The organism is Bradyrhizobium sp. USDA 223 (assembly GCF_044909005.1).
Classification (GTDB): Bacteria; Pseudomonadota; Alphaproteobacteria; order Rhizobiales; family Xanthobacteraceae; genus Bradyrhizobium; species Bradyrhizobium yuanmingense.
Window position 1 is genome coordinate 6,524,440 of the sequence record NZ_JBIYDR010000001.1, and the last position, 19,953, is coordinate 6,544,392.

Here is a 19,953-nt window from a genome sequence, read left to right on the forward strand (position 1 = left end):
CCGTTCTCCCGGGGAGAGCGTTGGGGTGAGGGGCTGTCCGCAATCCCGGTGACAGTTGGACTCGCGGAGAGTCCCCCTCACCCGGAATTCAAGCTACGCTTGAATTCCGACCTCTCCCCGCAAGCGGGGCGAGGTAAGAGAGAGCGGCGCCCGCGGAGAGGAACTGATGCAGCGGATTACCATCACGATCGAGGACGATCTCCTGGCGGAGATCGATGCGGCGGCGGAAGCGCGCGGCTACCAGAACCGCTCCGAGATCATCCGCGACCTCGCGCGCGCCGGCCTGCAGCAGAGCGCCGAGGACACCGCGCAGACCGGCCAATGCGTCGCCGGCCTCGTCTACGTCTATGACCACGCGGCGCGCGATCTGTCGAAACGGCTGGTGCAGGAATTCCACGGCCATCACGACCTCGCGCTGGCGACGCTGCATGTCCACCTCGACGACAACAATTGCATGGAGATGACGGCGCTGCGCGGCGCGGCCTCCGAGGTCAGGCATTTCGCCGACCACATCATCGCCGAACGCGGCGTGCGCTACGGCCGCGTGGTGATGATCCCGACGGGGGACGGCAAACAGGCGAAGGCGCGCAAGCACGGGCATAGACACGATTAGGCTGAATCTTACCCTCCCCTGGAGGGGGAGGGTCGGCACGTGATCGAGCGAAGCGAGATCGCGTGACGGGGTGGGGTGATCTCTCCACTCGGGCACTGTTCATCGCGGAGGGACCGTCACCCCACCCCGCTCGCGCTGCGCGCGATCGACCCTCCTCCTCCAGGCAGGGCTATCGCATATGAGACGTCGCTGTGGGCACCGGCTGCCGCCACAGCGTCATGGCCGGGCCTGTCCCGGCCATCCACGCCTTTCCACGCAGCACAAAGAACGTGGATGCCCGGGACAAGCCCGGGCATGACGACCTCTGCAATATCGACATGCGATCCATATGCGATAGCCCTGCTCCTCCAGGGGAGGGTGAGCAAGAGCTCGCGCCGCGTCCGCGGCCGAGGGCTGCTCAGCCACTCGCCCTTGCCGAAGCCGCATTGGGTGTCTACCTCTCGCGCAGTGTCTACCTCAGAGGGTCCCCCATGCTGGATGCCGCCATCAAGGCGCTGTCGCAATTGATCTCGCCGCCGATGCGCTCGATCCTGTGGCGGTCGATCGGGCTTGCGCTGGTGCTGATCACCGTGCTGGCGATCGGCTTGCAGCGGCTGCTCAGCTGGTTTGCGACCTCCGGCGAGGTGTGGCTGGAAGGCCTGCTCGGGCCCGGCTGGCATTCTTCGATCGAGGTTCTCTCCTGGATCGTCTCGATCGCGACGGGTCTCGGCGTCGTGTTCGGCGGCATCTTCCTGATGCCGGCCATCACCTCGGTGGTGGCGAGCTTGTTCGTCGACGACGTCGCCGACATCGTCGAGCGCGAGCATTATCCGGCCGAGCGGCCGGGCGCGGCCCTGCCGTTCAGCCGGGCGATCCTCGAGGGCATCAAGACCGCGCTCGTGGCCATCCTGGTCTACCTCGCCGCGCTGCCGCTGGTGCTGTTCGCCGGCGCGGGATTCCTGATCTTTTTCCTCGCCGCCGCCTGGCTGCTCGGCCGCGAATATTTCGAGCTCGCCGCGATGCGCTTCCGCCCGCCGGAGGAGGCCAAGGCGATGCGGCGCGACAATGCCGCGACGGTCTTCACCGCCGGCCTGTTCATCGCCGCCTTCGTCTCGATCCCGATCGTGAACCTGGCGACACCGATCTTCGGCATGGCCTTCATGGTCCACATGCACAAGCGCCTGTCAGGCCCGCGGCCCGAGCTGATCGAGCCGGCGCGGCAGGTGCGATAGCGGCCCGGCGCAGCGCTGTCTCACACCGTCTTCTCCGGCCAGCGACAGAGATCGTTGATCAGGCAGACCTCGCAGCGCGGCTTGCGGGCGAGGCACGTATAGCGGCCGTGCAGGATCAGCCAATGATGCGCGTGCAGCATGAACTCCGCTTGGATCACCTTTTCGAGGCCAAGCTCGACCTCGAGCGGTGTCTTGCCGGGCGCTAGGCCCGTGCGGTTGCCGACGCGGAAGACATGGGTGTCGACCGCCATGGTGTGCTCGCCGAAGGCCATGTTGAGCACGACGTTGGCGGTCTTGCGACCTGCGCCGGGCAACGACTCGATCTCCGTGCGCGTGCGCGGCACCTCGCCGCCGAATTCACCGAGCAGCTTGGCCGACAGCGCGATCACGTTCCTGGCCTTGGTGCGGTAGAGGCCGATCGTCTTGATGTACTCGCGCAAGCGCTCCTCGCCGAGATCGAGCATCTTCTGCGGGGTGTCGGCAACCTCGAACAGCGCGCGCGTCGCCTTGTTGACGCCGGCATCGGTCGCCTGTGCCGACAGCACCACCGCGACCAGCAGCGTGAACGGGTTGACGTGCTCGAGCTCGCCCTTGGGCTCCGGATTGGCCTTGCGGAAACGGCTGAAAACCTCGTGGACCTCGGCCGGCGTCCACGGTCTTGTGGCTTTAAGTGATTTCTTCGCGGGCGCTTTCGGCTTGGTCGCGACCGGTTTTGCCGTTTTCTTCGGCACCGCCGCTTTGCGCGGGACCGGCTTGCGGGTGATTTTCGCCATGATCGGGATATACTGATGGACGATGAGCACAGGCAACGAAATTGCGCGGCCGTCTGAGAGCGAGGATGAGCCTCAGATCTTCTCTGCGCTGCTCACACCGCACCGCTCGCTGAACCGCACCGGCTTTCTCGCCGTGATGCTGTTCCTGAGCGCCGTCAGCTTCGTCACGGGCCTCGCTTTCCTGATGATGGGCGCCTGGCCAGTGCTCGGTTTCTTCAGTCTCGACGTGCTCGTGATCTGGTGGGCCTTCAAGGTCAATTTTCGCGCCGCACGGGCCAGCGAGGAGATCGTGGTGACGTCATCGGAATTGCGGGTGCGGCGCGTCAGCCATCGTGGCCAGGTTGCCGAATGGACCTTCAATCCGCTCTGGGTCCGGCTCGACCAGGAGGTCGACGAGGAATACGGCATCGAGCACCTCTATCTGATCTCCCGCGGCCGCCGCCTGCTCATCGCCCGCTTTCTTGGCCCGGAAGAAAAGGCAAGCTTTTACAATGCCTTGGTTGGCGCTCTCAACGCCGCGCGGCGTGGTCCGACCTATCATCCGGCGACCTGAGCGCAGTCGGAAATCGGGTGGTTTCGCGCGGGCCCCTCCCCTACATTCCCGGTCATGATGACCCTTGCGATACATGACCAGCGCCTGGCGAGGCCAGGCACCCAGAACGCCGCGTTGCGCGATTATGATTCTGTGCGCCGGGCGATCGCCTTCATCTCGGCGAACTGGCGCGCGCAGCCGACCATCGAGGCGATGGCGGATGCCGCCGGCGTCACTCCGGATGAGCTGCACCATCTGTTCCGCCGCTGGGCTTCGATCACGCCAAAGGCCTTCATGCAGGCGCTCACCCTCGACCACGCCAAGAACCTGCTCCGGGATTCCGCCAGCATCCTCGACGCGGCGCTCGACTCCGGCCTGTCGGGGCCGGGCCGGCTGCACGATCTCTTCGTCACCCATGAAGCGATGTCGCCGGGCGAATGGAAGAACGGCGGTGCCGGCCTCACCCTGCGCTACGGCTTCCACCCTTCGCCGTTCGGCACCGCGATCGTGATCGCCACCGACCGTGGCCTGTCGGGCCTCGCCTTTGCCGATCACGGCGAGGAGAAGATCGCGCTCGCCGACATGACGCGGCGCTGGCCGAACGCCACCTATGTGGAAGATCACGAAGGCACCGCGCCGCTCGCAGCGCGCATCTTCGATCCAAAATTGTGGCGGCCGGATCAGCCGCTGCGCGTGGTGCTGATCGGCACCGATTTCGAGGTGCGGGTGTGGGAGACGCTCTTGAAGATTCCGATGGGCCGCGCAGTGTCCTATTCCGACATCGCCTGCAACATCAGGAATCCCAAGGCTTCACGCGCCGTCGGTGCCGCCGTCGGCAAGAACCCGGTCTCGTTCGTCGTGCCCTGCCACCGCGCGCTCGGCAAGAGCGGCACGCTCACCGGCTATCATTGGGGCATCACCCGCAAGCAGGCGATGCTGGGCTGGGAGGCCGGGCAGCTGGGGCTGCAGTAGGCGCAACAAGCACGCTGCTGTAGGGTGGGCAAAGACGCATCGCGCCGTGCCCACCATCTTTCTCAAATTGCTGACGCTGCGTGGGCACGCTGCGCTTTGCCCACCCTACGGCACCGCGTGTACGGCGAAAGCCTACCCCGCCAGATCCAGCTTCGAGGCCACCGTCGAATCCGCGTTGAGGCGGTAGATGATCGGCACGCCGGTGGCGAGCTCGCGCTTCAAAATGCCTTCGGGCGAGAGCTTTTCCAGCACCATGATAAGCGCGCGCAGCGAGTTGCCGTGGGCGGCAACCAGCGTGCGCTTGCCGTTGAGCACACCGGGCAGGATCTCCTGCACGTAGTACGGCAACGCGCGCGCGAGCGTGTCCTTCAGGCTTTCGCCGCCGGGCGGCGGCACGTCGTAGGAGCGACGCCAGATCAGCACCTGCTCCTCGCCCCATTTCTTGCGGGCGTCGTCCTTGTTGAGACCGGAGAGATCGCCGTAGTCGCGCTCGTTGAGCGCGAGGTTCTTCGAAGTCGGCAGACCCTCCTGGCCGAGCTCGCCGAGGATGAGATCGAGCGTGTGCTGCGCGCGCGTCAGCACCGAGGTGTAGGCGACGTCGAACACCAGGCCTTGCGCCTTCAGCTTGCGGCCGGCTTCCTTGGCTTCCTTCACGCCGAGCTCGGTGAGATCAGGGTCCTTCCAGCCCGTGAACAGGTTCTTCAGATTCCATTCGCTCTGGCCGTGGCGCACGAGCACGAGAAGACGTTCGCTCATCAACTGCTTTCCGTGTTGTTCAGTTCAGATGTCGGACAGGCCGAGCACGTCGGCCATGGTGTAGTGCCCCGGCTTCTTGCCGTGCGCCCACAGCGCCGCCTTGAGCGCACCATGGGCGAACAGCATGCGGTCCTCGGCCTGATGCGACAGCGTCAGGCGCTCGAACGGGCCGAGGAAGGTGACGCTGTGGTCGCCGGCCACGGTGCCGCCGCGCAAGGAGGCGAAACCGATATTGCCCGGCCGACGGGCGCCGGTGATGCCGTCACGGCCGCGTTCGGAATGGTCATCGAGGTTGACGCCGCGGCCGCTCGCTGCGGCCTGGCCCAGCATCAGCGCGGTGCCCGAGGGCGCATCGACCTTCATGCGGTGATGGGTCTCGACGATCTCGATATCGAAACTCTGGTCGAGCGCCTTGGCGACGCGCTTGACCACGGCGGCGAGCAGATTGACGCCGAGACTCATATTGCCCGACTGCACCACCACGGCGCGATTGGTGACGCTCTTGATCACGGCATTGTCCGAGCCGGACAGGCCGGTCGTGCCGATGACGTGCACGAGGCCGCGTTCGGCGGCGATCGCGACATTGGCGATGGTCGCCGCCGGCACCGTGAAATCGAGGATGCCGTCGGCCTCCTTGCACATCGCCCAGAGATCGGCGGAGAGCTTGATGCCGTTGGCGGGCAGGCCGGCGAGCACGCCGGCATCCTTGCCGAGCAGCTCGGAGCCCGGCGCCTCCAGCGCGCCCGCCAGCACGGCGCCCTCGCTTTCGGCAATCGCCCGCACCAGCGCCCGGCCCATCCGGCCGCCGGCTCCCGCAACAATCAAGCGCATGTCGGACATGGTGTGATCCTCTTCGAGGCCGTTGTAGCGGGGGGAGGCAGTTCCGGCAACCGAGGGGACAACCTTCCGCCGTCATGCCCGGGCTTGTCCCGGGCATCCACGAAAGGCCACACAAGAGGGCGTAAAGACGTGGATGGCCGGGTCAAGCCCGGCCATGACGGAGTGTTATCCGTCAGACGGCTGCGGGCCGTCGTAGCCTTCGATGACGATGAGGTCGGCGATCGAGTGCGGCTGGCGCACCTTGATGTTGGCCTGGTATTCCGGCGAGTTGTAGCAGGCGAGCGCGGTCTCGTAGTCAGGGAATTCGATCACGACGTTGCGGTTGCGGCTGGCACCTTCGACGGCGGTGAACTTGCCGGCGCGGACGACGAAGCGGCCGCCCCATTTCTTGAAGATCGGGCCGTTGGCGATGGCGTAGGGCTTGTAGCCCTCGTCATTGCTGACGTCGACACGCCCGATCCAGTAACCCTTTGCCATTGGTCTTCTCCCTGTTGTTGATTAGCCAAGCGCCTGCGCGATCTCGGCCTGAATGGCCTCTGCGACGGCCTTCGGATCGGCGGCTTCCACGATCGGACGCCCGACGACCAGATAATCCGCGCCCGCGGCGATCGCACGCCCCGGGGTCATGATGCGCTTCTGGTCGCCGCTGGCGGCGCCCGCCGGACGAATGCCGGGGGTGACGAGGCTCATCTGGTGGCCGACGATCTTGCGCAAGGCCCCGACCTCCTCCGGCGAGGATACGAGGCCGTCGACACCGAGCACCTGCGCCTGCTGCGCACGTGCCTCGACCAGCTCCGACACGCTGAGCCGATAACCGGCCGCATGCAAATCGTCGTCGTCGTAGGACGTCAACACCGTCACGGCGAGGATCTTCAGGCTGGCGCTGCCGCGGCCTTCGACGGCGCCTTTCATGGTCTGCGGATAGGCGTGCACGGTGACGAAGGTCGCGCCCAGTTTGGCGACGCTCTCGGTGCCACGCGCGACCGTATTGCCGATGTCGTGCATCTTGAGATCGGCGAACACCTTCTTGTCCCTGTCGACAAGCTTGCCGATCAGCGGCAGGCCGCCGGCATAAGCGAGCTGATAGCCGATCTTGTAGAACGTGACGCTGTCGCCGAGCTTCGCGATCATCGCCTCCGCGGCATCAACGCTCGCCAGATCGAGCGCAACGATCAGGCGGTCCTTCGGGGCGATCTCGGCTGGCGTCATGTCATCTCACATCATGCGTTGGGAAACGTCGATCAACTGCGTCACCAGCTCCTTCAGCGCGGCGATATCGCCCTCGTTCTTCAGCCTGTCCCTATCGTCATAGGCCTGGTCGGCAAAGGCGAGCGTGAGCTGGCTGGCAATCACGTTGGCGTGGCAGGCGGAGAGGATCAGCCGCAGGGCCTGCAGCGCGCGGGCGGCACCTAACCGGCTCTGGGACGCGCCGGCAAGCGCATAGACGCGGTTGCGGAACACCTCGCCGCGCGCCTCGTGCAGCTCGTGCACGCGGCTGACCCAGTCGATCGCGTTCTTCAGCAGCGGCGGCACCGATGCGTTGTATTCGGGCGAGACGATGAGGACGCCGTGATGCGCGCCGATCATGCGCTTCAGATTGATCGCGTGCTTGGGCACGCCGGATTTGGCCTGGAGATCGCCGTCATAGATCGGCAGCGGAAAATCGGCGAGCGAGATGCGGGTGACGTCGACGCCGGCCTGAGCAAATTCATAGGCCGCCACCGCCGCCAGCTTCGCATTATGCGAGCCGGTGCGCAGCGAGCCGGGAATGATCAGGATCTTGGGAGCTGGCATCCAATCCCATGCGTTCGGCGAAACGAGCCCGCCGCGCAAAGAGGAGCCGGCGGAATTAATGCTTGCGATACACCCAGACGCGGGCCGGCGGAAGGTTCATCCAGATCCGTTCCGAGGCCTCTGTGGACACGCCGGACAGCGATTTCGGGATCGGCGGCACCACCGCATAGGTGAACTGGATGAAGGGCGCACCGGGCGCGAGCGCGGTGAAGGCATCGCGGATGAGCCGCAGCCGCGTCAGCATCGGCTTGGTGACGAGCGGCAGGCCGGACACGACCGCGCTGGCCGGCGTGCTCAAGACGTTCCAGAGCGTGTCGCGCAGGCGGTAGGCATCGCCCTGCACCACCTTGGCTTGCGGGTAGCGATCGCGCAGCAGCGCGCAGAAGCCGGGATTGTATTCGACGAGAACGAGACGCTTCTGGTCGATCCCGCGCTCGATCAGCGCGGACGTGATGGCGCCGGTGCCGGGTCCGAGCTCGACCACCGGTGCGTCGGAATCGGGATCGACATAATGAGCCATGGTCCGCGCCAGCAGCTTGCCGGACGGCATCACCGCGCCCATGTGCAAGGGCTTTTCGATCCACGACCTGAGAAAGCGCACCTCGTCATCGAGACGAGGCTTCTTCAACGCACGCGCGGACGATGGCAATGGCATGTCGGGACCGGACGGAACCGCAGGACCGCGGCGTGTCAGAAAATGGTCATAAAGACGTATAGGCCGGAGGCGATACGGTCAAGACGCGTCAGTTCGCCCGATTGCCGAAGAAATCCTTGACCTTGGCGAAGAAGCCCTCGGCTTCCGGCTGGGTGTTGCCGGAGGAGAGCTTCTCGAACTCGGCCAGCAATTCCTGCTGCTTTTTGGTCAGGTTCTGCGGGGTCTCGACCATGACCTGAACGTACATGTCGCCCATCTGGCGCGACCGCAGCACCGGCATGCCCTTTGATGCAATGCGGAATCGGCGACCCGACTGGGTGCCGGCGGGCACCTTCACCTTGGTCTTGCCCTTGTCGATGGTCGGCACCTCGAATTCGCCGCCGAGCGCGGCGGTCACCATCGAGATCGGCACGCGGCAATGCAGGTCCGCGCCGTCGCGCTGGAAGAACTGGTGCTGGGCCAGCGACAGGAAGATGTAGAGGTCGCCCGGCGGCCCGCCGCGCACGCCAGCCTCGCCCTCGCCGGCGAGCCTGATCCGTGTGCCGTCCTCGACGCCTTGCGGAATGTTGACCGAGAGCGTCCGCTCCCGGGTGACCCGCCCTTGTCCCGCGCAGGACGGGCAGGCGTCCTCGATCATCTGGCCGCGGCCCTGACAACCCGGGCAGGTTCGCTCCAGCGTGAAGAAGCCCTGCGACTGCCGCACGCGGCCGGCGCCGCCGCAGGTCGAGCAGGTCTTGGGCTTGGTGCCAGCCTTGGCACCGATGCCCGAGCAGGCCTCGCAGGTGACCGAGACCGGAATCTCGATCTGCGCGGTCTTGCCGCCAAAGGCTTCCTCGAGGGTGATTTCCATGTTGTAGCGCAGATCGGCGCCGCGCTCGCGGCCGCCGCGGCCGCGCTGCCCGGCCATGCCGAACAGGTCCTCGAAGATGTCGGAGAAAGAGGAGGCGAAGCCGGCACCGAAACCGGCGCCGCCGCCGAAGCCGCCGCCCTGCTCGAACGCGGCGTGGCCGTAACGATCATAGGCGGCGCGCTTGTCCTTGTCTTTCAGGACCTCGTAAGCCTCGTTGATTTCCTTGAACTTGACTTCGCTGGTCTCATCCCCGGGGTTGCGGTCGGGATGGAATTTCATCGCCAGCTTGCGGAACGACGATTTCAGCTTGCCTTCGTCGGCGTCGCGTTCGACTTCGAGGGTCTCGTAATAGCAGCGCTTGGTGGACGTGGACATGATGAGCTCGGTCTATCCAATCGCGATTCAAGTTGGCGCGGAACAACGCTGACATGCGGCGGAATGAGCGCCCTTCGACCTTGCGGCAGAGAGCAGCCTGGCAGCGCTGAGAATAACGGCTGGGAATTGATCGATCGTAACGGGGCCGACTTTGAAGGAGTCTTGAAAGGAGTCTTGGCCCGCCCGTCCCGACACGATGGCCTCCCCCGCGAGGGAGGAGGCCGGTAGCGTGTGTGGGGTCCAAGCCGTCCGCATCGTCACCCTCTCGGGGCTTAAGCGGACTTCTTGTTGTTCTTGTCGTCGTCGACCTCGGTGAATTCCGCGTCGACGACGTCGTCCTTGGCCGCATCCTTCTTGGCGTCGGCCTCGGCCTGCTGCTTGTACATGGCCTCGCCGAGCTTCATCGAAGCCTGCGCCAGCGTCTGGGTCTTGGCCTTGATCGCCTCGGCATCGTCGCCCTTCAGCGCTTCCTTGAGGTCGCTGACGGCATCCTCGATGGCGCGGCGCTCGCTCTCGGCAACCTTCGAGCCGTGCTCGGCCAAAGCCTTCTCGGTCGAATGCACCAGGCCATCCGCCTCGTTCTTGGCGGTGACGGCCTCGCGGCGCTTCTTGTCCGCCTCGGCATTGGCCTCGGCGTCCTTGACCATCTTCTCGATGTCGGCTTCCGACAGGCCGCCGGAGGCCTGGATGCGGATCTGCTGCTCCTTGCCCGTGGCCTTATCCTTGGCCGAGACGTTGACGATGCCGTTGGCGTCGATGTCGAAGGTCACCTCGATCTGCGGCATGCCGCGCGGCGCCGGCGGAATGCCCATCAGGTCGAACTGACCGAGCATCTTGTTGTCGGCCGCCATTTCACGTTCGCCCTGGAAGACGCGGATGGTGACGGCATTCTGGTTGTCTTCAGCCGTCGAGAACACCTGGCTCTTCTTGGTCGGGATCGTGGTGTTGCGGTCGATGATGCGGGTGAACACGCCGCCCAGCGTCTCGATGCCCAGCGACAGCGGGGTGACGTCGAGCAGCAGCACGTCCTTGACGTCGCCCTGGAGCACGCCTGCCTGGATCGCAGCGCCGATCGCCACGACTTCGTCCGGGTTGACGCCCTTGTGCGGCTCCTTGCCGAACAGCTGCTTCACGACTTCCTGGACCTTCGGCATGCGCGACATGCCGCCGACCAGCACGACCTCGCCGATCTCACCGGCGGTGACGCCGGCGTCCTTCAGCGCCTTGCGGCAGGGCTCGACGGTCTTCTGGATGAGGTCGTCGACCAGCGCCTCGAACTTGGCGCGGGTGAGCTTCATCGTCAGATGCTTCGGGCCGGTCTGATCCGCGGTGATGAAGGGCAGATTGATCTCGGTCTGCGTCGTCGACGACAGCTCGATCTTGGCCTTTTCAGCGGCTTCCTTCAGGCGCTGCAGCGCGAGCTTGTCGTTGCGCAGGTTGATGCCCTGCTCCTTCTGGAACTCGTCGGCGAGATAACCCACGAGGCGCATGTCGAAGTCTTCACCGCCGAGGAAGGTATCGCCGTTGGTCGACTTCACCTCGAACACGCCGTCGCCGATTTCGAGAATGGAGATATCGAACGTACCGCCGCCGAGGTCATACACCGCGATGGTACCGGCCTTGGTCTTGTCGAGACCATAGGCGAGCGCGGCCGCGGTCGGCTCGTTGATAATGCGCAGCACTTCGAGGCCCGCGATCTTGCCGGCGTCCTTGGTCGCCTGGCGCTGGGCGTCGTTGAAGTAGGCAGGAACGGTGATGACGGCCTGCTCGACCTTCTGGCCGAGATGGGCTTCCGCGGTCTCCTTCATCTTCTGCAGGATGAATGCCGAGACCTGCGAGGGCGAGTAGGTCTGGCCGTCGGCCTCGACCCAGGCGTCGCCGTTGGAAGCCTTCACGATCTTGTAGGGAACGAGCTTCTTGTCCTTCTCGACCATCGGGTCGTCGTAGCGGCGGCCGATGAGGCGCTTCACTGCGAAGAAGGTGCGCTCGGGATTGGTGACGGCCTGGCGCTTGGCGGGCTGGCCGACGAGGCGCTCACCGTCATCCGTGACGGCGACGATCGAAGGCGTCGTGCGCATGCCTTCGGAATTCTCGATGACTTTGGCGTTCTTGCCATCCATCACGGCGACGCACGAATTCGTGGTGCCGAGGTCGATCCCAATGACCTTTCCCATGGTCCTGATATCCTTCTTTTTGCGGCAGGTTGGCTGGGCCCAAGAGGCACCCGAACCGAAACCCCCTAAGATCAAACATCCGCGATATTGCGATGATTGAGGCTCATATAGGAGGGGGGGAGGGGCCCGCAAGGACCGAAGCTAGGTTTCTGCCGCTAAAACATCGGGTTTTGGAAGGTGATATCCGGGCTCAACCGCCCTTGCGGGTGAGGAATTATTAACAGGTCCGGGCCTCGGCAAGCCCCCGCACCCGCAAGCCCGCCCGCCCTGTTGCGGCGAGGCCAAACCGGCTAAAAGGCGGACCGACCGCACAGCCGGCGCAGCTGCTTCGCGCGACAAAGCGGCCCGGTGGCCGACCATCGAACGGCCTCAATGTGAACCAATCAGAGTGGCCATGAAGCTGATCCGCCCCCTCGCCGCGCTCGCCCTCCTCGCCGTAACAGCGCTTCCGGCCTTCGCCGCCGACGTCGTTTTCCCACCCGGCTTGCGTCTCGGCATGGTGCCGTTGATCGGCCTCAGCACGGCCAAGACCTTTCCGGGCTTCGAGAGCGAGGACGGCAACGTCAAGGTGCTGGTCACCGAGCTGCCGCCGGCCGCCTATGGCGAGGTCGTGAGCGCCTTCAATTCCAATCCCGGCGGGACGGGCGGCGTCAAGCAGGACAAGGTCGAGACCCCCGCTGGCCTTGCCTATTTCACCACCGAAAGCGGCAAGGCCGGCGATACCCCGGTGAAGCGCTATTCGATGATCGTGCCCGGCGCCGGCTTCTCCGGCTATGTCGCGGTACAGATCCCGGAGAATGCGACCAAGATCTACACGGACGAGGCGGTGCGACAGATGTTCGCGAGCGCCACCACCCGCAGGCAGGTCTCGGCCGAGGAGCAGATCGCGCTGCTGCCGTTCAAGATCACCGATCTCGCCGACTTCAAGGACATCAAGACCCTGGCACCGGGCTCGAGCATCATCCTGGCCGACGGCGATGAGAGCGTGGGCTACGAGGCGAGGCCGTTCATGATCCTCGGCCTGATCGGCGCCACCCCGCAAGCCGCCGACGACCGCGCCCGCTTCGCCCAGGAGGCGGCGCTCCAGATTCCCGGCGTGCGCGAGTCGCGCATCACCATGTCCGAGCCGATCCGCATCAACGGCCAGCAAGGCTTCGAGACCCGGATCGACGGCGTCAGCGGCAAGGACAAGGTCCCGGTGACGGTGGTGCAGTGGATCCGCTTCTCGAGCGGCGGCGCATCATTGCGCATCATCGCCAGCGCCCCGCGCGACCAATGGCAAGCCGCCTTCACCCGCTTCCGCGCCGTGCGCGACGGGATTCAGCCGAAGGGGTAGGGCCCGAGGCGCTTCAACACCTCCAATGTCATCCCCGCCTGGTGCGCAATTGCGCACGGGGGGCGACGATGATGTTGGGGCTAAGAGCCCAACTGCTCATCAGCCCGGCTGCATTTTCAGGCTTCTGTTCGTATACGAACGGAACTAGGCTTCCTCCCGTTGGATCATCCTGGAGGGGAGGTAGACATGCTGGTTCGGCGACAGGTCTTGGCAATGCTTGGAACGACGGCGCTGGCGACGCTCGCGCCAACCGCGCTGTTCGCGGCCGCACCGATCAAGCCGGACGAAGCGTCCGCGCTGCTCGTGATCGACGTGCAGAACTGCTTCCTGCCCGGCGGCAGCCTCGCCGTGAAGGAAGGCGAGCAGGTGGTGCCGGTCATCAACAAGATCTCGAAGGCATTTGCGAATGTGGTGCTGACGCAGGACTGGCACACGCCGGGCCACGTTTCGTTTGCGTCGGTTCATTCCGGCAAGAAGCCATTCGAAACGGTCGACCTGCCCTACGGCAAGCAGGTGCTGTGGCCGGACCATTGCGTGCAGGGCACCGAGGGCGCGGCGCTGTCGAAGGACCTGTCGATCCCGCACGCCGAGCTCATCATCCGCAAGGGATTTCACAAGAACGTCGACAGCTATTCGGCCTTCCTCGAGGCCGACGGCAAGACCTCGACCGGGCTCGCCGGCTACCTGAGGGGCCGCAAGATCAAGCGCGTCTTCGTCGCTGGTCTTGCGACAGATTTCTGCGTCGCCTGGACCGCGCTCGACGGGCGCAAGGCGGGCTTCGAGGTCTATGTGGTGGAAGACGCCTGCCGCGGCATCGACACGCAGGGCTCGCTCGCCAAGGCCTGGGCCGACATGGCCAAGGCGGGCGTGAAGCGGATTCAGTCTGCGGATATCGCGGTGAGCGCGTAGGCGGCGCGCCATCTTCCGTCATTCCGGGGCGCGCTTCAGCGCGAGCCCGAAATCCATTGTGCGGTTGTCTCTGCTGTTCGATGGATTCTCAGGTGCGCATTGCGCACCATAGTTCTCGACTTCGTCGAGCCCCGGAATGACGCCAACACTCAATTCGCCGCGCTGCTCGACTCGTTGTTGTTCGCCGCGGGCGCAGTCTTCGCGCCGCCCTTGGCGACGCCGACCAGCGCCGGGCGCAGCACGCGGTCACCAATGGTGTAGCCGGCCTGCATGATCTGCACCACGGTGCCCGACGGCACCGACGCGTCAGGCACTTCGTACATCGCCTGGTGGAAGTTCGGGTCGAACTTCTGGCCCTGAGGATCGAGCTTCTTCACGCCGTGTTTTTCCAGCGCGTTGAGCAGCGCGCGCTCCGTGAGCTCGACGCCCTCGATCAACGAGACCAGGCCGGGATCGGCCGCAGCACGCGCCTCCGCCGGAACGGCATCGAGTGCACGCTGGAGATTGTCGGCGATGTCGAGCACGTCGCGCGCGAAGCCGGTGATGCCGTAGAGGCGGGCGTCGGCGACTTCCTTGGCGGTGCGCTTGCGCAAATTCTCCATCTCGGCCAGCGTCCGCAGCATGCGGTCGCGCGCTTCAGCCGCTTCCTTTTGCAGGGTTTCGACCGAACCCGGCTCGGGATCGTCGGGCATGATGTAGGGTTTCGACACCACGGGCTCGCCGGTCGCTGCAGTCGTGTCTTGGGGTTGCCGGTCTTGCTCGGTCATCGGCTCTGATCTCGAACTCGTTTCAGGGATGTTGGCCCGGATATCGTGCCTAAACTCGCGAAAATCAAGCGCCCGTGATCGGCGGAAAGGCCGGTCAGCCCCCCAAGAGGCGGCTGACGATGCGGGCGGCGTAGTCCACGGTGGGGATCACGCGGGCATAATTCAGCCGCGTCGGGCCGATCACGCCGAGAACGCCGACGATGTGGCCGGCGGCATCCCGATAGGGCGAGATGATGGTGGACGACCCCGACAGCGAGAACAGCTTGTTCTCACTGCCGATGAAGATGCGCACGCCTTCGGCGGTCTCGGCCCGGCCGAGCAGGTCGATCACGCCGCGCTTGGTCTCGAGGTCGTCGAACAACAGCCGAACCCGCTCCAGATCCTCCAGCGCATGCAGATCTTCGAGCAGATTGGCATGGCCGCGGACGATGAGCTGGCGATCCTCGCTCTCGCCGCCGGACCAGCTGGCGATGCCGGCCGAGATCACTTTCTGTGTCAGCTGATCGAGCTCGGCACGGGCCTCGCCGAGTGCGGTCTCGAGCTCGAGCCGCGCCTCGGCCAGGGTACGGCCCCGGATCCGCGCATTGAGGAAATTGCCGGCCTCCGTCAGCGCCGAAGAGGGAACTCCGGGCGGCAGCGTCAACACGCGGTTTTCGACCTGGCCGTCTTCGCCGACCAGGATCACCAGCGCTTTTTCCGGTTCCAGGCGGACGAATTCGATGTGCTTCAGCCGCGCATTGGATTTCGGCGTCAGCACGACGGCGGCCGCCCGGGTCAGGCCGGAGAGCCGCATCAAGGCCTGGTCCAGCGCCGCCTCGACCGATTGCGCCTCGCCGACGGACGAGAGCTGGCTCTGGATCGCCTGCCGCTCGGCCTCGTTGAGGTCGCCGACCTGCATCAGGGCATCGACGAAGAAGCGCAAGCCCAGTTCCGTCGGCAGCCGGCCGGCCGAGGTGTGCGGGGCATAGATCAGGCCGAGCTGTTCCAGATCGGCCATGACGTTGCGGACCGAGGCCGGCGACAGCGGCATGGCGATCAGGCGGGAAATGTTGCGCGAGCCGACCGGCTCACCGGTCGCGAGATAGCTTTCGACAATTTGACGAAAGATGTCGCGGGAACGCTCGTTGAGCTGGGCAAGGCCTGCGCGCGGCGCGATCAGATGGATCGGATCGTGATGGGCCACAGACGGTAACTCCTCTCAGATACTTATAATTTGTCCATCCGGGCCGCTTCTGACAAGCGTCGCGTTTACGGGCCGGCGGTCAGGGGGTGAATAAGCCCTTGCCGCCCACCCCCGCCCCACCTACAAGCACCGCGAACAGCCTATTCCCGCGAGTTTTGGAGATTTCCCATGCGGCCAAGCCGCCGTGCGCCCGACGAATTGCGCCCCGTGACGCTGGAGCGCGGCGTGGTCAAATATGCGGAAGGCTCCTGCCTGGTGAAATTCGGCGACACCCATGTGCTGGTCACCGCCACGCTGGAGGACCGCCTGCCGCCGTGGCTGAAGGGTCAGGGCCGCGGCTGGGTCACCGCCGAATACGGCATGCTGCCGCGCGCCACCTCCGAACGCACCCGCCGCGAGGCCTCCGCCGGCAAGCAGAGCGGCCGCACCGTCGAGATTCAGCGTCTGATCGGTCGCTCGCTTCGCACCATCGTCGATCTCGAAGCGCTCGGTGAGCGTCAGATCACGGTCGATTGCGACGTGCTCCAGGCCGACGGCGGCACGCGCACGGCCTCGATCACCGGCGCCTGGGTGGCGCTTGCCGATTGCATCAACTGGATGAAGGCGCGCAACATGGTGAAGGCCAACGTGATGCGCGACAACGTCGCCGCGATCTCCTGCGGCATCTACAACGGTACGCCGGTGCTCGATCTCGACTATGCCGAGGATTCGGAAGCCGAGACCGACGCCAATTTCGTCATGACCGGCGATGGCCGCATCATCGAGGTGCAGGGCACCGCGGAACGCGAGCCGTTCACGCAGGACGAGTTCCTGAAGCTGATCGCCCTGGCGCAGAAGGGCATTGCGCGTCTGGTGGACTTGCAGAAACTGGCCGTGGCGTAGTCAATAGGCCCATGCACCGCCGAATCACCGACAAGCTCGTCATCGCCACTCACAATCCCGGCAAGCTCGCCGAGATGAAGGAGCTGCTCGCGCCGTACGGGATCGAGGCGGTGTCGGCAGGCGAGCTTGGCCTCCCCGAGCCCGAGGAAACCGGCAACGATTTCCGCAGCAACGCTGCGATCAAGGCGGTCGCCGCAGCGCAGGCGACCAAGCTTCCCGCCTTCGCCGACGATTCCGGCATCGTCGTCGACGCACTCGACGGTGCGCCGGGAATCTACAGCGCGCGCTGGGCCGGTCCATCCAAGGATTTCAACGCGGCGATGGCGCAGATCGAGCGCCTGCTGCAGGAGCGCGGCGCCACCACGCCGGACAAGCGCAAGGCCCACTTCGTCTCCGCGCTTTGCGTGGCCTGGCCCGACGATCATCGCGAGGAGGTCGAGGCGCGCGTCGACGGCACGCTGATCTGGCCACCGCGCGGCACGGCCGGCTTCGGCTACGACCCGATGTTCCTGCCGGACGGGCACAGCCGCACCTTCGGCGAGATGACCAGCATCGAGAAGCACGGCCTGCCGCCGCTCGGCCTCGGCCTGTCGCACCGCGCCCGCGCTTTTCGGAAACTGGCGGAGATCTGCCTTGAGCCGCGCTAACAAGGATGCGTTTGGCGTCTATGTGCACTGGCCGTTCTGCCTGTCGAAGTGCCCCTATTGCGACTTCAACAGCCATGTCCGCCATGCCGCGATCGACGAGGCGAGGTTTGCCGCCGCCTTCGCGCGCGAGATCGCAACGACCGCCGAACGCGCGCCCGGCCGCGAGGTCACCTCGATCTTCCTCGGCGGCGGCACGCCGTCACTGATGCAGCCCGCCACCGTCGGCGCGGTGTTAGACGCGATCGGCAAGCACTGGACCGTCGCAGGCGACGTCGAGGTGACGCTGGAAGCGAACCCGACCAGCGTCGAAGCCACGCGCTTTGCCGGTTATCGCATCGCCGGCGTCAACCGCGTCTCGCTCGGCGTGCAGGCGCTCGATGACGCCTCGCTCAAAGCGCTCGGCCGCATGCACAGCGCGCGCGAAGCGCTCGATGCCGTCGCCATCGCGCGCCGCGCGTTCGACCGCTATTCGTTCGACCTGATCTACGCCCGCCCCGACCAGACGCCGGCGATGTGGGCGGGCGAGCTGCGGCACGCCATCGATGAAGCGGCCGAGCATCTGTCGCTCTATCAATTGACCATCGAGGAAGGCACGCCTTTCTTCGGCCTGCACCAGGCCGGCAAGCTGAAGACGCCGGACGAAGCGGTCGCCCGCGCGCTCTACGACGTCACGCAGGAGACCTGCGACAAGCTCGGGCTGCCCGCTTACGAGATCTCCAATCACGCGCGGCGCGGCGCCGAGTGCCGGCACAATCTGGTGTACTGGCGCGGCGAGGAATATGCCGGCATCGGCCCCGGCGCACATGGCCGCCTCGACATCGACGGGATCAGGCACGCCACCGCCACCGAGAAGCGTCCCGAGGCCTGGCTGATGCGGGTCGAGACCAACGGCGACGGTGTCGTCAGCGACGAGCTCCTCAACAGCGAGGAACGCGCCGACGAATTCCTGCTGATGGGATTGCGGCTCGCCGAAGGCATCGATCCCGAACGCTACAAGGCCCTCGCCGGCCGCCCGCTCGACCCCCGCCGCATCGCGCTCTTGCGCGAGGAAGGCGCGATCACGGTGGATGCAACGGGACGGTTGCGCGTGACCAGCAGCGGTTTTCCGGTGCTGGATGCCGTGGTCGCGGATTTGGCTGCGTAAGGAACTCTCGTAGGTGGGCAAAGCGAAGCGTGCCCACGCAACTTTCATTATCGAAAGAGATAGTGGGCACGGCGCAAGAGCGCCTTTGCCCACCCTACAGCACCGAGCTACGCCCCAAAGCTCTTCGGCGAGCCCGCCACGGCGACGCCGCCGCCTTGCGTCACCTTCATGACGGCGAGCCCGCGTTCATTCGTGCCATCCGCACGGAAGCGGAACAGGCCGTCGATGCCGGCAAAGCCGGAGGGGTTGGTGAGCACGTCGGAGGAGAAACGCTGGCCGCCTTGCGTGCGGGCCAGCGCGGCAACGAGCGCGACCGCGTCATAGGAAAGGGTCGCGGTGCGGATCGGCTCCGCGCCGTATTTCGTGCGGTAGCGGCCGGAGAAGGCGCGCCAGCCGGCCGGATCGGGCGCGGCGTAAAGGCCGCCCTGCAGCGCGGCGCTGGCATAGACGCGCGGATTGTCCCAAAGGCCGGTGCCAAGCAGCTGGATGTTGCGCAAGTTCGCGCCCGCGGCAGTCATGGCGTCCGCGACTGACACGACGGCATCGCCGTCATCGGCAATGAACAGCGCGTCCGCACTGCCGAGCTGCTGCGCCACGGTGCGCGCCGGCGTGGCGCGATCGGCGCCGTATTTCTCGAACGCGACGATGCGCCCGGCCCGCCGCGGCACCGCCGCCTTCACCGCGGCCTCGACGACATTGCCATAGGCGTTGTCGGGCACCAGCACGGCGAAGGAGCGCTTTCCGATGCCGGCGGAATATTCGACGATGCGGTTGACGTCCGACTCCGGCAGGAACGAGAGCAGATAGACGCCGCGTCCGGCGATGCTGGAATCGGTCGAGAACGCGATCACGGAAATGCCGCGCGTGCGCGCGACCTGCGCCACCGCCGGCACCGACTGTGCGAACAATGGTCCCAAAATGATCTCGGCGCCCTCGTCGACCGCCTGCTGCGCGCCGGCCTGCGCGCCTTGCGGGCTGCCATTGTCGTCCTTGATCAGGAGCTGTATGTTCGGGTTCTGGAACTCGGCCAGCGCCATCTCGGCGGCATTGCGCATCGATTGCGCGGCGAGCCCGGCATTGCCGGCAGCTGAGAGTGGCAGGATCAGGCCGACCTTCACGCCGCCGGTGCCGGCGGTCGTCGCCTGCTGCTGCGGGCCAGCCGGCTGGGCCGGCGGTGCGGAGCTCGAGAACGGGTTGGAGAACTGGCTGAGGCTTTGCTGCACGCCGGCGCAGGCCGACAGCACGGGCGCGCCGAGCAACAGGCCGAGCGCAGTCCGCCGGGTCGCCCCTGGCGATCGGGACCCCGGAAGGTGAGACTTTGGATGACGCGGGCCGACCATGGCAGCTTCTCTTCCGACCCGCCGTCGCCGGCCGATCACGACATTGCTTTCCGCGACACAGGCCGCGGATTCAGGCAGTGTGTCGGCAAATAGTTAACCAAAACAAAAGGATAACAATCGCTTAACGCGGCCGCAATCCCGTCCCGGCTACTCTTCGCCGTCACTCATTCACTCATCAAGGCGGCGTTTCCGTCGCGAAT

At 65.7% G+C, this 19,953-nt stretch carries 21 protein-coding genes; 9 read left to right on the forward strand and 12 right to left on the reverse strand.

Features of this window, described 5'->3' with window-relative positions:
* The first annotated feature begins 166 nt into the window (after nucleotides 1-166).
* Together nikR and ABIA40_RS30420 are read left to right on the forward strand one after the other, a co-directional pair.
* Nucleotides 167-613 carry a nickel-responsive transcriptional regulator NikR gene (gene nikR / locus ABIA40_RS30415; RefSeq protein WP_271543339.1) on the forward strand — a complete coding sequence of 149 codons (447 nt, stop codon included), beginning with the start codon at nucleotides 167-169 and terminating at the stop codon, nucleotides 611-613.
* Nucleotides 614-1,083: 470 nt separating this feature from the next.
* The gene (locus ABIA40_RS30420) at nucleotides 1,084-1,824 is read left to right on the forward strand and encodes a sulfate transporter family protein (protein WP_271543337.1); all 741 of its coding nucleotides are present in this window, start codon (nucleotides 1,084-1,086) and stop codon (nucleotides 1,822-1,824) included.
* A gap of 20 nt (nucleotides 1,825-1,844) precedes the next feature.
* On the opposite strand, the gene nth is transcribed toward ABIA40_RS30420, so the two are convergent.
* The gene (gene nth, locus ABIA40_RS30425) at nucleotides 1,845-2,597 is read right to left on the reverse strand and encodes an endonuclease III (RefSeq protein ID WP_404544928.1); all 753 of its coding nucleotides are present in this window, start codon (nucleotides 2,595-2,597) and stop codon (nucleotides 1,845-1,847) included.
* Nucleotides 2,598-2,619: 22 nt separating this feature from the next.
* Between nth and ABIA40_RS30430 the strand changes: the two genes are divergently transcribed.
* Together ABIA40_RS30430 and ABIA40_RS30435 are read left to right on the forward strand one after the other, a co-directional pair.
* Nucleotides 2,620-3,150, forward strand: a complete 531-nt coding sequence (locus ABIA40_RS30430; protein ID WP_271543335.1) for a DUF2244 domain-containing protein — start codon at nucleotides 2,620-2,622, stop codon at nucleotides 3,148-3,150.
* A 54-nt stretch (nucleotides 3,151-3,204) separates the two neighbouring features.
* The gene (locus ABIA40_RS30435) at nucleotides 3,205-4,101 is read left to right on the forward strand and encodes a bifunctional helix-turn-helix domain-containing protein/methylated-DNA--[protein]-cysteine S-methyltransferase (RefSeq protein ID WP_157287299.1); all 897 of its coding nucleotides are present in this window, start codon (nucleotides 3,205-3,207) and stop codon (nucleotides 4,099-4,101) included.
* Between the two features lie 132 nt (nucleotides 4,102-4,233).
* Here ABIA40_RS30435 and ABIA40_RS30440 read toward each other — a convergent pair whose 3' ends face one another.
* The 8 genes from ABIA40_RS30440 to dnaK all read right to left on the reverse strand — a co-directional run bounded on the left by ABIA40_RS30440 (nucleotide 4,234) and on the right by dnaK (nucleotide 11,545).
* Nucleotides 4,234-4,857, reverse strand: a complete 624-nt coding sequence (locus ABIA40_RS30440) for a 2,3-bisphosphoglycerate-dependent phosphoglycerate mutase (RefSeq protein WP_157287300.1) — start codon at nucleotides 4,855-4,857, stop codon at nucleotides 4,234-4,236.
* Nucleotides 4,858-4,881: 24 nt separating this feature from the next.
* A complete protein-coding gene (gene dapB, locus ABIA40_RS30445; protein WP_271543333.1) occupies nucleotides 4,882-5,697 on the reverse strand; it encodes a 4-hydroxy-tetrahydrodipicolinate reductase in 816 nt (271 codons plus the stop codon).
* Nucleotides 5,698-5,862: 165 nt separating this feature from the next.
* Nucleotides 5,863-6,174, reverse strand: coding sequence for a DUF1330 domain-containing protein (locus ABIA40_RS30450; RefSeq protein WP_157287302.1), 312 nt, complete (start codon nucleotides 6,172-6,174; stop codon nucleotides 5,863-5,865).
* 21 nt (nucleotides 6,175-6,195) lie between these two features.
* Nucleotides 6,196-6,906, reverse strand: a complete 711-nt coding sequence (gene pyrF, locus ABIA40_RS30455; protein WP_271543306.1) for an orotidine-5'-phosphate decarboxylase — start codon at nucleotides 6,904-6,906, stop codon at nucleotides 6,196-6,198.
* Between the two features lie 6 nt (nucleotides 6,907-6,912).
* Nucleotides 6,913-7,491: an NADPH-dependent FMN reductase gene (locus ABIA40_RS30460; protein ID WP_271543304.1), complete on the reverse strand. Its 579-nt coding sequence runs from the start codon at nucleotides 7,489-7,491 to the stop codon at nucleotides 6,913-6,915.
* A gap of 55 nt (nucleotides 7,492-7,546) precedes the next feature.
* Nucleotides 7,547-8,146, reverse strand: coding sequence for a class I SAM-dependent methyltransferase (locus tag ABIA40_RS30465; RefSeq protein ID WP_128265084.1), 600 nt, complete (start codon nucleotides 8,144-8,146; stop codon nucleotides 7,547-7,549).
* An 88-nt stretch (nucleotides 8,147-8,234) separates the two neighbouring features.
* Nucleotides 8,235-9,371: a molecular chaperone DnaJ gene (gene dnaJ, locus ABIA40_RS30470; RefSeq protein ID WP_036024343.1), complete on the reverse strand. Its 1,137-nt coding sequence runs from the start codon at nucleotides 9,369-9,371 to the stop codon at nucleotides 8,235-8,237.
* A 272-nt stretch (nucleotides 9,372-9,643) separates the two neighbouring features.
* On the reverse strand, nucleotides 9,644-11,545 hold the full coding sequence (dnaK, locus tag ABIA40_RS30475) for a molecular chaperone DnaK (RefSeq protein WP_036003245.1): 1,902 nt from the start codon (nucleotides 11,543-11,545) through the stop codon (nucleotides 9,644-9,646).
* Between the two features lie 394 nt (nucleotides 11,546-11,939).
* Between dnaK and ABIA40_RS30480 the strand changes: the two genes are divergently transcribed.
* Both ABIA40_RS30480 and pncA read left to right on the forward strand, forming a co-directional pair.
* On the forward strand, nucleotides 11,940-12,881 hold the full coding sequence (locus tag ABIA40_RS30480; RefSeq protein WP_036046067.1) for a hypothetical protein: 942 nt from the start codon (nucleotides 11,940-11,942) through the stop codon (nucleotides 12,879-12,881).
* Nucleotides 12,882-13,067: 186 nt separating this feature from the next.
* A complete protein-coding gene (gene pncA, locus ABIA40_RS30485; RefSeq protein ID WP_157287306.1) occupies nucleotides 13,068-13,790 on the forward strand; it encodes a bifunctional nicotinamidase/pyrazinamidase in 723 nt (240 codons plus the stop codon).
* Between the two features lie 149 nt (nucleotides 13,791-13,939).
* On the opposite strand, the gene grpE is transcribed toward pncA, so the two are convergent.
* Nucleotides 13,940-14,557, reverse strand: coding sequence for a nucleotide exchange factor GrpE (gene grpE, locus ABIA40_RS30490; RefSeq protein ID WP_036003237.1), 618 nt, complete (start codon nucleotides 14,555-14,557; stop codon nucleotides 13,940-13,942).
* A gap of 94 nt (nucleotides 14,558-14,651) precedes the next feature.
* Entirely contained in the window at nucleotides 14,652-15,740 is a 1,089-nt protein-coding gene (hrcA, locus tag ABIA40_RS30495; protein WP_036003234.1) for a heat-inducible transcriptional repressor HrcA, read from the reverse strand.
* 168 nt (nucleotides 15,741-15,908) lie between these two features.
* Between hrcA and rph the strand changes: the two genes are divergently transcribed.
* From rph to hemW, 3 genes are read left to right on the forward strand one after another with little or no spacing between them, the layout of a single operon-like run.
* Nucleotides 15,909-16,622, forward strand: coding sequence for a ribonuclease PH (gene rph / locus ABIA40_RS30500; protein ID WP_220003677.1), 714 nt, complete (start codon nucleotides 15,909-15,911; stop codon nucleotides 16,620-16,622).
* 11 nt (nucleotides 16,623-16,633) lie between these two features.
* On the forward strand, nucleotides 16,634-17,269 hold the full coding sequence (rdgB, locus tag ABIA40_RS30505) for an RdgB/HAM1 family non-canonical purine NTP pyrophosphatase (RefSeq protein WP_275500417.1): 636 nt from the start codon (nucleotides 16,634-16,636) through the stop codon (nucleotides 17,267-17,269).
* Nucleotides 17,256-18,413: a radical SAM family heme chaperone HemW gene (hemW, locus tag ABIA40_RS30510; RefSeq protein WP_404544936.1), complete on the forward strand. Its 1,158-nt coding sequence runs from the start codon at nucleotides 17,256-17,258 to the stop codon at nucleotides 18,411-18,413. The genes rdgB and hemW overlap by 14 nt, the downstream gene beginning before the upstream one ends.
* A 107-nt stretch (nucleotides 18,414-18,520) precedes the next feature.
* On the opposite strand, the gene ABIA40_RS30515 is transcribed toward hemW, so the two are convergent.
* Nucleotides 18,521-19,753 (reverse strand): penicillin-binding protein activator, encoded by a 1,233-nt coding sequence (locus ABIA40_RS30515; protein WP_404544938.1) that lies wholly within the window; start codon nucleotides 19,751-19,753, stop codon nucleotides 18,521-18,523.
* Nucleotides 19,754-19,953 lie beyond the last annotated feature (200 nt).